We start from the raw sequence: 12,485 nt of genomic DNA on the forward strand, positions 1-12,485 counted from the left end.
GCGCTCCTCAGCGCTAGCGCGCCCCGGTCGAGTCGTTCACATACATCGACCCTTCAGCAAAGACCGAAACGTCGGCAGGCTCAGGCGCCCTACGATGGGTGTGTCGAAACCGCGATCAAGCTCATGGACACGACCACCCCAACCTTCACGCCCGCGATCACGCGCATTCTCGCCACGGTGAGCGTCGCCTTCGTCGTCACGCAGCTCGACGTCACGATCGTCAATATCGCCCTTCCGCGCATCGGCGCCGAGCTCGGCACCGACGTCGCGGCTCTGCAATGGATCGTCGATGCCTATACGCTCGCGTTCGCCGTGCTGATGCTGTCGGCCGGCGTGCTCGGCGACCGCTTCGGCGCGCGGCGCCTGTTCGCGGGCGGCATCGCGCTCTTCGCGCTCTCGTCGCTCGCGTGCGGGCTCGCGCCGAACGTGGCGACGCTGATCGGCGCGCGCGCCGTGCAAGGCGTGAGCGCCGCAGCGATGCTGCCGAATTCGCTCGCGTTGCTCAACCAGGCTTGCCGCCACGATCCGCGTCTGCGAGCGCGCGCGGTCGGACTGTGGACCGCATCGGGCGCAGTCGCGATTGCGGCCGGGCCGATCGCGGGCGGGCTGCTGATTGCCGCGTTCGGCTGGCGCAGCATTTTTCTCGTCAATCTGCCGATCTGCGCAGCGGGGTTGTTGGCGGCTTACGCTTGGGTGCCCGCTCCGGCGCAACGGCAAGCCTCGTTGCCGCAGGGCTCGGCGAACACGGCGCATGCCCGTACCGGCGGCATCGATCTGCCCGGCCAGTGCCTCGCCATCGTCACGCTCACGGCCTTCACCGGCGCGGTCATCGAACTGCGGCCGCTCGGCTTCACGCACCCGCTCATCGCCGGCGGCTTTGCGCTCGCGCTCGTGGCTGGGATGGTCTTTATCGCCGTGCAGGCGCGCAGCGCGGCGCCGATGCTGCCGCTATCGCTGTTCCGCGACGCGACGTTCAGCGCCGCCGTGCTGTTCGGCGTCTGCGTGAACTTCGCCTACTACGGGATCGTGTTCGTGCTGAGCCTGTTCCTGCAGCGCGTGCATGGCGACACGCCGCTCGAGGCCGGCCTCGCGTTCCTGCCGCTGACAGGCGGCTTCCTGATCTCGAACGTCGTCAGCGGCTGGGTGGTCGGGCGCTACGGTCCGCGCGTGCCGATGATCCTCGGCGCGGCGACGGGCGCGCTCGGCTACGGCCTGCTGCACGCGACGCAAGCGTCCACGCCGACGCTCGCGCTCCTGCTGCCGTTCCTGCTGATTCCGTCCGGCATGGGCCTCGCGGTGCCGGCGATGACGACGGCCATTCTCGCGTCGGTCGAGCCGCATCGCGCGGGCACCGCATCGGCGGTCCTCAACACGGCGCGGCAAGCGGCCGGTGCGGTCGGCGTCGCGGCATTCGGCGCGCTCGCGAGCGGCGCGACGGCCTCGCATATCGTGTTCGGCCTGCAGACATCGGCCGCGATCGCATCGGGATTGCTCGTAGCGGGAGGTGTGCTTGCGTGCTTCATTCACCCGCATTCGCATCGGCGCGAGCCGGTTCGGTCCGCTGCCGCGGTTGCGCAGTCATGTCGTGGTGGGGACTAGCGATAGCGTGATCGAATCGTCAGCACTAGAGCGTCGCGTTCTGAATCGAGCCCGTATCGAGCGCGCGCTCGATCAAGCCTTCTTCCTTCACTTTGCGGACTGCGTCGCTAAGCAGCACGTCGGGGGCTTCGATCTCGGCTCGAATCGCACCGAACAGTCCGGATGCGTCGAGCACCACCAGCGTCTCGGCCGAATCCTCGCGGCTGATGATCACGCGATGCTTCGATTCCCCTTCTCCGAGGCTCGCGCAAAACGACATCGTCTCGCCGCCGATCAATTGTTGGAAGTTCAGAATCATCGCTACCCTCCGTTCTGAGCCGAGGCGCTCGATTCAATCGATCAAGCAAGCTTCATGCACGTGGCGCTCAGCGAAGCCCTCGCCCGCCGCGCGGCGCTCGTGCGCCGTCGAGGCTGATGCCGCCGGCACCCGTCACATAGAGCAGAAGAAAGCCACCCGCCATCCCAACGTTCTTGCAGAAGTGAATCACCATGTCGCGCTGCATGGCCGCATCGGTCACGTTCCAGAAGTCGTGGCCGAGCACGGCCGTGACGATGCAATAAGCCGCCATGAAGAGGCCGAGCGGCCGGATCTTGAAGCCGAGCACCAGGAACACGCCGCCCAGCACTTCGACCGCCACTGCGACTGGCGCGCCGACCTGCACGAACGGCACGCCAGTCGCTTGCAAATACCCGACAAAGCCCGCATACCCCAGCAGTTTCATGACACCGCTCCAAAGAAACAGCACCGACAGAGCAAGACGTGCAATGAAAATTACGCCGGAATCGACGGGACGCGTCATGAGGTAACTCCTGAATTCAATCGAATGAAGAAACGATGCGGCGTCCGCGCGCAGCGCGCGTTGACCGTCAGAATATGTGCTGGACAGCCGTTTTCCAAGCAAAAAACGCTTGCTAAACGAACGTAATGCATGACTGCGTTCTACTGCGCGCGCTGTAAAAATGACATCGGCAGCGAGCGCGTTATGCATCGACCCGCGCACGCGGTGCGAGTTCAACACCGACAAAACGACAGATAAACCACCGCGCCAATCTCGCCGTTTCACAAGGCAATTGTTATAATTCTCTCAATTGACCGATACAAATATAACGCTTGCTGCCACGCCCCATTGCAGCGTTCTTTCCAGGGCCACCATGCTGAAGACCGAACGCCTGCGCTCGCTCGCCGACGCGCTCGCCAAGCAGAACGTCATGCACCTGCGCGATGCCGCCACGCTGCTCGGCGTATCCGAGATGACCGTGCGGCGCGACATCGCAGGGAACCCCGAGCGCTTCACCTATCTCGGCGGCTATATCGTCAGCGCCGACGATGTGCCGAACTCGGCGGGCTACTCGCTCGAGCAGGAAACGGATCACTTCGCGCAAGCCAAGGCGCAGGCGTCGGCACATGCCGCGAAACTCATCGCCGACAACGAGACGATCTTCATCGATTGCGGCACGACGCTCACCGCGCTCGCGCGACTGATTCCGGCCGACTATCACGTCACGGCCGTCTGCTACTCGCTCAACATCGCCGAAATCCTGCGGCGCATGCCCAACGTGCGGATGATTCTGCTGGGCGGCGTCTATGTGCCGTCGTCGGATTCGTTCAGCGGCGACGAAAGTCTAGAGATGCTGCGCCGCATGGGGATCAACAAGGCGTTCATTTCCGCCGGCGGGGTCGACACGGTGCGCGGCGTCACTTGCTGGAATTTTCATGAAGTCGCGCTGAAACAGGCGGCGATGGCGAGCGCCGTCGAGCGGCATTTGGTTGTGGACGCAAGCAAGTTCGGCGTCGTTAAGGCGGTGCGCTTTTCCCAGGTCGACGACTTTGATTCGATCATCACTGAGAAAGGCCAGGAACCGCGTAAGCGCAAGGCATAGCTTTGCATGGGACCCGAGTAAGGCTCTGCATGGGGCCGGAGTAAGTGCTGAAGCACGAACTCCGGCCGACACGCTGAAGCGCTAACAGCTCTGCATGAGACCGGACTAGGCGCTAAAGCGCCAAGTCCGGATCGACATCGGGTCGACAAAAAAGGCGGCCCGAAAGCCGCCAAGACTCAAGCGTGGCGTTCGTTTCCGAACGTCTACGCGCCTCAATCGATGTCTTAGGTCCCGCGCCGGCGCAGTGCGAACAGCGTTCCCGCGATCAGAATGAACGCGCCGATGATCACCTTCTGCCAAGTGCTCGGAATGCCGATCAGGATCAGCACGTTGTTGATCATCGTGACGAGCACGACGCCGAGCAGCGTCCCGATCACCGTGCCGCTGCCGCCCGTGATGCGCGCACCGCCGAGGATCACCGCCGCGATCACGTCGAGTTCGCTGCCGACGAGGTCGAACGGATTCGCGAGCCGGTTGTTGGCCACGTGCAGAATGCCCGCGACGCCCGCCAGCATCCCCGTATAGCCGAACACGAACAGGTGGATCGCGCGCAGGTTGTAGCCGAGCCGCTCGGCGATCGCGAGGCTGCCGCCCATCGCGTAGACGGCGCGGCCCATCATCGTCCGGTTCAAAAGCCACCACGTGAGCCAGGCCGCCGCGAAAAGCGCGATCACCGAGACCGGCAGCACTGCATGCAGCCCGTCGGCCGTCTGGTAGGAAAAGAGCGGCAGCTTGCCGAAACGGTCCATGCTGTGCGGGATATTCATGAAGAACGTCGTGCCGACGAACGTCAGCAAGATCCCGCGATACAGGTACAGCGTGCCGATCGTCACGATCAGCGACGGCGCCTTCAACCGGTGCACGAGCAACCCGTTGATCACGCCGAGCACGATGCCGCCCACGGCGCCCGTCGCGAGAATCAGCGCGAACGGCGCATCGGGCCACCAGGCGAAGACGGCCTTCGTGATCGAGTACATCGTCAGTGCGCCGATCGCGGTGAACGACACGTCGATGCCGCCCGACGCCAGCACGACGAGCGTGCCGAGCGCGAACAGCGACATCGTCGTCGCCGAATGCAGCATGTCGAACAATGTCGCCCATTGAAAGAAGCGCGGATTGATCGCGCCGACGATCACGCAAGTGAGCACGATCAACGCCGCCGTGAACCACTCGGGGTTGCGCGAGAGCTTCATGCGCCAGTTGAGGGGCCTCACCTGCGGCGCAACTTCGGCGGTTTCGGCCGCGTTCGGGGTAGTCATGGTGTGATTCATGCGCAAGTCCGTTTTCTAGGCAGCCTCGGAAAGCAGCGCGTGGTACAGGGCCGCTTCCTTCAAGCCCTCGGCGCGGTACTCGCTCGCGACGCGCCCCTTCTTCATCATCAAAATGCGGTCGCAGTTCTGCAGCAGCTCCGGCAAGTCGTCGCTGATCAGCAGGATGCCGATGCCGCTTAGCGAGAGCCGCTGCATGATGCGGTAGATGATGTCCTTCGACCCGACGTCGACGCCCACCGTGGGCCCGTGCAGGATCAGCACGCGTGGATCGATCGCGAGCCAGCGGCCGATCAGCACGCGCTGCTGGTTGCCGCCCGAGAGCGACTGGACGGGCTTGTCGATATCGGGCGTCGCGATCTGCAATTCCTTGACCGTATCGACGGCGAGTTCGCGGGCGCGCTTGCGGTCGATCTGGCCGAAGCGGTCGCGCAGGCTCGAAATCATCGCGGTGATCACGTTGTCGCGAATCGACTTGTCGAGAAAGAGCCCTTCGTTCAGGCGGTCTTCGGGGACGTAGCCGATGCGGTGACGCTTCGCGTCGGCGGGCGTGCGCAGCACGATCGGCTGGCCGTCGAGTGCGATGCCGCCCGAGTCCGCGGGCGCCACGCCCGCCAGCGCGCGCGCCAATTCGTTGCGGCCCGAATCGAGCAAGCCCGTCACGCCCAGAATCTCGCCGCGATGCAGCGCGAACGACACGTCGCGGAATTGCCCCGCGCGCGTAAGCTCACGCACCGCGAGCACCACCTCCGCTTGCGTCGTGCCCGCGCGGTAACGCTCGCTCGACAAATGGCGCCCCGTCATCAGCTCGCTCAACTGCGACTTCGTGTAATCGGCGATCGGCCCGCTCGCCACTTTCTGACCGTCGCGCATCACGATCACCTCGCCGCCGATCGCGTAGCACTCGTCGAGCTTGTGGCTCACGAACAGCACCGTCACGCCCTGCGCGCGCAGATTCGCGAGCACGGCGATCAGGTTGTCGACTTCCTTTTGCGTGAGCGAGGTGGTCGGCTCGTCCATGATGACGAACTTCGCCTCACTCGCGATCGCGCGCGCAATCGCGACGAGCTGGCGCGTCGCGAGCGGCAATTGCTCGATCAGCGTCGCCTGAAAATCGGCGTCGCCGGACAGGCCGACGGCCTGCAGCGCGCGCGCCGCGGTTTGCGCGAGCGCACGGCGATCGAAGGTGCGCGCAAGGCGTCCGCCGTGCTCGGCCAACTCGGTTGTGAGCGCAACGTTCTCGGCGACGTTCAGGTTCGGCAGCAGCGACAAATCCTGGTAGACCGTTTCGATGCCCGCCGCGAGCGCTTCGAGCGGCGCCAGCCTCGCATGAGGCTTGCCTTCGATGATCAGCTCGCCCTCGTCGGGCGGCTGCGCGCCGGAGATGATCTTGATCAGCGTGCTCTTGCCGCAGCCGTTTTCGCCGAGCAGGTGATAGATCTGACCGCGTTCGAACGACAGCGTGACGCCGCGCAGCGCATGCACGCCGGTAAAGCGCTTGTGGACGCCGACCACTTGCAGCAAAGGCTCGGAGGAGGAAGTCTGTTGATTCATGATGCCTCCCGCTGGGCCGCCCCGAGGGAGGCATCCACCCCCTCGGGGGGCAGCGAACGATAGTGAGCGTGGGGGTAGTTCATTAGTTGACCGCTTGCGTTAAAAGCGGCGCGCGCTTGAAACAACGCGCGCCTTAGCCCTTCAACTCCGCCAACTTAGAACGAATAGCTTTTGTAGTTCGACTTGTCGACATCGACCCAGCCCTGGCCGCGCACGATGATGCCCTTACCCGGCCCCTTCGCCACCGTCACCTTGTTGTAGCCCGGAATGCCGAGGTCCTGGCCGTTCGTCACGGTCTTGCCGTCGATCAGCATCTGCGCGACCTTGTTCATCGCGAGGCCCGCGAGTTTCGGGTCCCAGAACGAGATGCCGTTGACCGCACCGCTTTCGAGGAACTTGCCCGCTTCGCCCGGCAGGCCCGTGCCGTACACGCAAATCTTGCCTTGCAGGCCCGCTTCCTCGACCGCGCGGCCGATGCCGATCACGTCGAGCGACGACGATCCTTGGAAGCCCTTCAAGTCCGGGTGCTTGCGCAGGACTTCCTTCGCGACTTCATAGGCGCGCTCGCCGTCGTTGTTCGTTTCGAGCTTCGGCTCGACCAAGTCCATCTTCGGATACTTCGCCTTCGCGTTCTGAATGCCGCCATCGGCCCACTGCACTTGCGAGCGGCTGCCGAGCGACCCGACCAGCACCGCCCACTTGCCGTCGTCGTGCATGCACGACGCCAGATGCTCGTTCAGGTTCGCGCCATAGGCGGTGTTGTCGAACGCCTCGATGTCGACCATCGTGTTCTTTTCGTTGTCGGCTTCGTGCGTCACAACCTTGATGCCGCGATCCATCGCCTTCTTGAGCGCGGGTTCAAGCGTCGGCGGATCGTATGGAACCACGGCGATCGCGCTCACTTTCTTCGCGATCAGGTCTTCGATGATGTTCAGTTGCTGCGCGGCGTCGGCGCGGCCCGGGCCCGTTTGATAAGCGTTGACGCCGGGATTGTCCTTAGCGAACTGCTTCACGCCTTCGTCCATGCGGTTGAACCAGTTGATGCCGGTCACCTTGACGACCGTGACGATCGTTTCGTTGATCGCCGCGTGCGCGGCAAACATGACGCCCGCGCTCAACGCACAAGCGGTGAGCGCAACGCTCAGTCGAGTCAATTTCATGCTGTGTGTCTCCTTTATCGTTTGACGACGCCCCTTAGCGACCAGCGGACGCCCGAGGCGCGATGTCCGCCGAATACCGTAAGTCAAGCGCTGTTAGCCCTTCGCTTCGGGCTTCCCTGCTGCCTGCGGCTTAAGCCCCGTGCCGAAGATCGCCCGCACCCGGTCGCCGCCCGCGAACGCGAGCGAAAGCAGCAGCAAGAAGCCCCACGCGCAGTCGCCGAAGAACTGCGAGACGCCCATCAGGTTGAACAGGCTCGACAGGAATTGCAGGACCGTCGCCGCGAAAAACACGCAGACGATGCGCCCGTAGCCGCCCGCCGGATTCACGCCGCCCATCACGGCGATGAGAATCGCGATCAGCAGATACGAATTGCCGTAGTCCCACTTCGCGGAAAGCGTGTGCGTCGTGCTGATCAGCCCGGCAAGCGAGGCGAGCACGCCGCACATCGTGTACGTGAGGATGAGCATCCGCGCGCGCGGAATGCCCGCGTAGAACGCGGCGCGCTGGTTCGTGCCCATCAGGTAAAGCCGCAGGCCGAACGGCGTACGCTTGAGGAGCCAGCCGAGCAGCACGACGGCGGCAATGAAGATGCAAAACGAAATCGGCACCTGGAAGAACGTGCCATTGCCGATGTTGGAGAGCGGGTCGACATAGTCGACGTGCACCGAAGCGCCATTGGACAGCGCGACCGCAAAGCCGGTGAACAGCAATTGTGTGCCGAGCGTGCAGAGAATCGGCGTGAGCCGCAGACGCGCGATCACGACGCCGTTCAGGAAACCGCCCACGAAACCCATGCAGACGACGATCGCGCAAAAGAGCGCCGTATAGAGCACGGGCGAATCGTCACCGCTGACGAACTTCGGCACGACGAGCGCGGCGACCATGCCCGACAAATTCGCGAGGCCGACGCCCGACAGATCGATCCCCCCGTTGCCCGAGAGCATCGACAGCATGATGCCGAGCGCAAGCAGACCGAGTTCGGGCAGTTGCGAGCCCATCGATTGCAGGTTGTCGATATCGACGAATTGGCCGTGCGACAGCCAGATCGCGATCAGCACGACCAGCACGTTCACGCCCAGCAGAAAATTCAATTGCCGGTCGCCAAAGAGATTCTGTAAACCGAACGAGGACTTCATGATGTCGGCGTGCTCCTTGAAACGTCTTTTTTTCAACGGCTCATCAGCGTGCCGTTGAGCACTTCGTTCACTTCGCTCAAACCCGGCATCGACGGCGCCGTGCCCGGGCGCGTCACGGAGAGGCCCGCGAGCGCGCAGCCGAAGCGCATCGCGGCGACAGGGTCCTCGCCACGCGCGAGCGCGGCCGCAAAACCGCCCGTGAAGCCGTCGCCCGCGCCCGCCGTCTCGACGACCGGGCCGCATTGGAACGCCGGCACGAGCACCGATTGCGAGCGCGAATGCAGCAGCGCGCCGGCCTCCCCCAGCGTGACGATCACCGCGCCCGCGCCTTTGTCGAGCAGGATGTCGGCCGCGCGGCGCGCGTCGTCGGCGTTGCGGATCTCGATGCCCGTCAGCGCGGCGGCTTCGGTTTCGTTCGGGGTGACGTAGTCGCAGAGCGGGAAGATATCGTCGGGCAGCGGCATCGCGGGGGCCGGGTTGAACACCGTCGTCACGCCGTGCTCGCGCGCCACTTCGAGGCCGCGCCGCGCGGCGGCGACCGGCTGCTCGAGCTGCGTGACGAAGACTTGCGCGGCGGCGATGTCGGCTTCGATCGCGTCGACATCGGCGGCGCTCATCGTGCCCGCCGCGCCCGACGCGACGATGATCGCGTTCATGCCCGTGTTGTCGTCGACGAAGATGTGAGCCGCGCCGGTTGCGACGTCGTCGAGCACGGTCGCGCGCGCGGTGATGCCTTCAGCCGCCCAGGTCTTTTGCGCGATCTCGCCGAACGCGTCGTTGCCGAGGCGCGTGCAGAACACCACCTCCGCGCCGGCGCGCGCGGCGGCCACCGCTTGATTCGAGCCCTTGCCGCCCGGCCCCATCGCGAACGCCGAGCCCGCGATCGTCTCGCCGATCACCGGCATGCGGTTCGCGCGAAACGCGAGGTCGGTCACGTAGATGCCGAGAATGACGACGCGGCCCTGGCTCATTTGCCTGCGTCCTTCGGGGCGTCCGGCGCGAGAATCACGCCTTTCGTGAACACGAAGCAGCCGTAGCCGCGCGTCTCCCCCGTCGCGATCACACAGTAGGCTTGCTTGGCACGCGCATAGAACGCGTGGCGTTCGATCGACGCGAACGGCACGTCGCGTCCTTCGGCGGCATTCACTTCGGCTTGCGCTTCGCGCTGCACGACAGGGATGGCATGCGGGTCGCCCACCACTTCCATCCGCATGGCCGGCGCATCGACGAACGTATCGAGCGGCAGCACCGACAACACCGCGCGCACGGCGCGCGCCGAATCCGCGCCGTCCAAACGCAGCAGCTTGCCGAGCACCGTTGCGCGCGCAACGGAATCGGCGGGGAAATTCGCGTCGCAGATGACGACTTCATCGCCGTGCCCCATCGCGCGCAGCGCATGGAGCACATCGGCGTTCAACAGCGGGTCTAGATTCTTTAGCACGTTGTCTCCTCCATTGAATGGGCGTGCTTGTCAGCGATCTATCGTTCGGCGACCCGTTCAATCGCCGTACGGTATCCAAATGTTTTTCACCTGCACGGCCTGCCGCAAGAACGCCAAGCCTTCGCTCGACCGGTCGAACCAATCGAGACGCCGCCCATGATCGACGAACGTCCGCTTCAGGTTGCCGATCGATTCGCGCTCGACGAGAGCCGCCTCGTCCGCCAGGCCGAAGCACCAGAGCGCGTCCACGTCGTCATGCTTCGCGAGCGCCGGCAGCAAGGCGCTACGCGCACCGGTCAGGATGTTGAGCGCGCCCGCCGGCACGTCCGAGGTCTCCACGATCTGATAGAAATCGGTCGCCATCAGCGGGCAAGCCTCGCTCGGCAGCACCACCACGCGGTTGCCCAGCGCGAGCGCGGGCCCCACGAGCGACACGAACGCGAGCAGCGGCGCCTCGTCCGGGCACGCGATGCCGATCACGCCGAGCGGCTCGTGCATCGCGAGCGCCACGCCGCGCAGCGGCGGGCTATGCACGGCGCCGTCGAACTTGTCGGCCCACGCCGCGTAGCTGAAAAGCCGCGTGATCGACGCGTCGACTTCTTCCCGCGCGTCGTTCACGCTGACATCCGCTCGCCGCGCGAGTTGCCGCGCGAACTCGTCGGCGCGCGCCGCGAGATTTTCCGCGAGGTAGTACAAGACCTGCGCGCGGTTGTGCGTGCTCGCCTGCGACCACTTCTGCGCATTGCGCGCGGCCGCGACCGCATCGCGCACGTCCTTGCGGCTGCCGTCGCTGACTTCGCCGACGAACTCGCCGCCCGGTGCGTACACCGCGCGCGAGTAACCGTTGTCGGGGCGCACTTGCTTGCCGCCGATATAGAGCTTGGCGGTGCGGTCGATGCGATCGACGCCGTCGATCGATGCTGGCGCTCCGCCTTCGCGCACGACTCGCGCCGCGCGCAGCGGCATGGTCCAGCCGTGCGGCTTCAAATACTCGTAGACGCCCTCGCGCCCGCCTTCACGTCCATAGCCCGACTCGCGATAGCCGCCGAAGCCGACGCCCGCATCGAACAGGTTCGTCGCGTTGACCCACACGACGCCGCATGCCAGCTGCGGCGCGATATCGAGCGCACGGCCGATGGTCTCGCTCCACACGCTTGCAGCCAAGCCATAGCGCGAGTTGTTCGCGAGCGCGACCGCTTCGTCCGGCGTGCGGAAGCTCATCGTCACGAGCACCGGCCCGAAGATCTCTTCCTGCGCGAGCGTCGAAGCGGGCGCCACGTCCGTGATCAGCGTCGGCGGATAGAAGCATCCCGCGTTCGGCAGCGCGACTTCGCGCGCCTGCCAGATCGAGCAGCCTTCGTTCCTGCCCGCCTCGACGAGCGCTTCGATGCGCGCAAGCTGCACGGGGTCGACGATCGCGCCGATATCGATGCCCTTGTCGAGCGAGGCGCCCACCCGCAGCGTCGCCATGCGCTGCTTGAGCTTCGCGATGAAGCGCGCTTCGATGCCTTCCTGCACGAGTAGCCGCGAGCCCGCGCAGCACACCTGCCCCTGGTTGAACCAGATGGCGTCGACGACGCCTTCCACCGCGCCGTCGAGGTCCGCATCGTCGAACACGATGAACGGCGACTTGCCGCCGAGTTCGAGCGTCAGCGACTTGCCCGAGCCCGCCGTCACCTTGCGGATATGGCGGCCGACTTCGGTCGAGCCCGTGAACGCGATCTTGTCGACACCCGGATGATCGACGAGCGCGGCGCCCGTGCGGCCGTCGCCCGTCACGACGTTGAGCACGCCGTCGGGCAAGCCGGCGCGATGCGCGAGTTCGGCAAACAGCAAGGCCGTGAGCGGCGTGTATTCAGCGGGCTTCAGCACGACGCAATTGCCGAGCGCGATCGCAGGCGCGATCTTCCATGCGAGCATCAGCAACGGAAAATTCCACGGCACGATCTGGCCGATCACGCCGAGCGGCGACCAATCGGCGAATTCGCTCTCTTGCAGTTGCGCCCAGCCCGCGTGATGCAGGAAGTGACGCGCGACCAAGGGGATATCGATATCGCGCGTCTCGCGGATCGGCTTGCCGTTGTCGAGCGCTTCGAGCACCGCGAACAAGCGGCTGTGTCGCTGCACCATGCGCGCGAGCGCATACAGATGCCGCGCGCGCGCTGCGCCGCCGAGCGCGAACCAGCCCGGCTGAGCGGCGCGCGCGGCGGCGACCGCCGCAGCCACATCCGCTGCATCGCCCTGCGCGACGTGCGCCAGCACGTCGCCGCTGGCCGGCGCGCGCGTCTCGAAGCGTTCACCCGAAGACGGCGCGCACCACGCGCCGCCGATGAAATGACCGAACGACGCGCCATGCTCCGCGAGCCATGCGCGCGCGGGCTGGTCGTCCTCCGGTGCGGGACCGTACTCCATCGAAGAAAAATACTCGGCTACGCTCATTGGAAT

11 protein-coding genes are annotated in these 12,485 nt (G+C 65.3%); 2 read left to right on the plus strand and 9 right to left on the minus strand.

The window, feature by feature from the left end; all coding sequences use genetic code 11:
• Window positions 1-123 precede the first annotated feature (123 nt).
• Window positions 124-1,599 carry an MFS transporter gene (locus FAZ95_RS32810; protein WP_137336558.1) on the plus strand — a complete coding sequence of 492 codons (1,476 nt, stop codon included), beginning with the start codon at window positions 124-126 and terminating at the stop codon, window positions 1,597-1,599.
• A gap of 25 nt (window positions 1,600-1,624) precedes the next feature.
• Here FAZ95_RS32810 and FAZ95_RS32815 read toward each other — a convergent pair whose 3' ends face one another.
• Together FAZ95_RS32815 and FAZ95_RS32820 are read right to left on the minus strand one after the other, a co-directional pair.
• Entirely contained in the window at window positions 1,625-1,897 is a 273-nt protein-coding gene (locus FAZ95_RS32815) for a hypothetical protein (RefSeq protein WP_137336559.1), read from the minus strand.
• A gap of 67 nt (window positions 1,898-1,964) precedes the next feature.
• Window positions 1,965-2,399, minus strand: a complete 435-nt coding sequence (locus tag FAZ95_RS32820; protein WP_137336560.1) for a DoxX family protein — start codon at window positions 2,397-2,399, stop codon at window positions 1,965-1,967.
• Between the two features lie 352 nt (window positions 2,400-2,751).
• Here FAZ95_RS32820 and FAZ95_RS32825 point away from each other — a divergent pair, with 352 nt between their 5' ends.
• Window positions 2,752-3,480, plus strand: a complete 729-nt coding sequence (locus tag FAZ95_RS32825) for a DeoR/GlpR family DNA-binding transcription regulator (RefSeq protein WP_137336561.1) — start codon at window positions 2,752-2,754, stop codon at window positions 3,478-3,480.
• A 224-nt stretch (window positions 3,481-3,704) separates the two neighbouring features.
• On the opposite strand, the gene FAZ95_RS32830 is transcribed toward FAZ95_RS32825, so the two are convergent.
• The 7 genes from FAZ95_RS32830 to FAZ95_RS32860 form a co-directional block, all read right to left on the minus strand.
• Complete coding sequence (locus tag FAZ95_RS32830; RefSeq protein ID WP_137336562.1) at window positions 3,705-4,751, minus strand: ABC transporter permease; 1,047 nt, start codon at window positions 4,749-4,751, stop codon at window positions 3,705-3,707.
• Window positions 4,752-4,766: 15 nt separating this feature from the next.
• On the minus strand, window positions 4,767-6,302 hold the full coding sequence (locus tag FAZ95_RS32835; RefSeq protein WP_137336563.1) for a sugar ABC transporter ATP-binding protein: 1,536 nt from the start codon (window positions 6,300-6,302) through the stop codon (window positions 4,767-4,769).
• A gap of 155 nt (window positions 6,303-6,457) precedes the next feature.
• A complete protein-coding gene (locus tag FAZ95_RS32840; RefSeq protein WP_137336564.1) occupies window positions 6,458-7,462 on the minus strand; it encodes an autoinducer 2 ABC transporter substrate-binding protein in 1,005 nt (334 codons plus the stop codon).
• A gap of 93 nt (window positions 7,463-7,555) precedes the next feature.
• Window positions 7,556-8,599, minus strand: coding sequence for an ABC transporter permease (locus tag FAZ95_RS32845; protein ID WP_137336565.1), 1,044 nt, complete (start codon window positions 8,597-8,599; stop codon window positions 7,556-7,558).
• 32 nt (window positions 8,600-8,631) lie between these two features.
• Window positions 8,632-9,570 (minus strand): ribokinase, encoded by a 939-nt coding sequence (gene rbsK / locus FAZ95_RS32850; protein ID WP_137336566.1) that lies wholly within the window; start codon window positions 9,568-9,570, stop codon window positions 8,632-8,634.
• Window positions 9,567-10,040 carry an RbsD/FucU family protein gene (locus tag FAZ95_RS32855; RefSeq protein WP_137336567.1) on the minus strand — a complete coding sequence of 158 codons (474 nt, stop codon included), beginning with the start codon at window positions 10,038-10,040 and terminating at the stop codon, window positions 9,567-9,569. Before FAZ95_RS32855 ends, rbsK begins: the two co-directional genes overlap by 4 nt.
• Before the next feature lie 57 nt (window positions 10,041-10,097).
• The gene (locus tag FAZ95_RS32860) at window positions 10,098-12,479 is read right to left on the minus strand and encodes an aldehyde dehydrogenase family protein (protein WP_137336568.1); all 2,382 of its coding nucleotides are present in this window, start codon (window positions 12,477-12,479) and stop codon (window positions 10,098-10,100) included.
• Window positions 12,480-12,485: the final 6 nt, after the last annotated feature.

Source organism: Trinickia violacea (assembly GCF_005280735.1).
In the GTDB taxonomy this organism is placed as follows: domain Bacteria; phylum Pseudomonadota; class Gammaproteobacteria; order Burkholderiales; family Burkholderiaceae; genus Trinickia_A; species Trinickia_A violacea.

Bases quoted from the DNA above. Each gene is read 5' to 3' on its own strand.
- FAZ95_RS32810 (WP_137336558.1), top strand. From the start codon at position 124: ATGGACACGACCACCCCAACCTTCACGCCCGCGATCACGCGCATTCTC.
- FAZ95_RS32815 (WP_137336559.1), bottom strand. From the start codon at position 1,897: ATGATTCTGAACTTCCAACAATTGATCGGCGGCGAGACGATGTCGTTT.
- FAZ95_RS32820 (WP_137336560.1), bottom strand. From the start codon at position 2,399: ATGACGCGTCCCGTCGATTCCGGCGTAATTTTCATTGCACGTCTTGCT.
- FAZ95_RS32825 (WP_137336561.1), top strand. From the start codon at position 2,752: ATGCTGAAGACCGAACGCCTGCGCTCGCTCGCCGACGCGCTCGCCAAG.
- FAZ95_RS32830 (WP_137336562.1), bottom strand. From the start codon at position 4,751: ATGAATCACACCATGACTACCCCGAACGCGGCCGAAACCGCCGAAGTT.
- FAZ95_RS32835 (WP_137336563.1), bottom strand. From the start codon at position 6,302: ATGAATCAACAGACTTCCTCCTCCGAGCCTTTGCTGCAAGTGGTCGGC.
- FAZ95_RS32840 (WP_137336564.1), bottom strand. From the start codon at position 7,462: ATGAAATTGACTCGACTGAGCGTTGCGCTCACCGCTTGTGCGTTGAGC.
- FAZ95_RS32845 (WP_137336565.1), bottom strand. From the start codon at position 8,599: ATGAAGTCCTCGTTCGGTTTACAGAATCTCTTTGGCGACCGGCAATTG.
- rbsK (WP_137336566.1), bottom strand. From the start codon at position 9,570: ATGAGCCAGGGCCGCGTCGTCATTCTCGGCATCTACGTGACCGACCTC.
- FAZ95_RS32860 (WP_137336568.1), bottom strand. From the start codon at position 12,479: ATGAGCGTAGCCGAGTATTTTTCTTCGATGGAGTACGGTCCCGCACCG.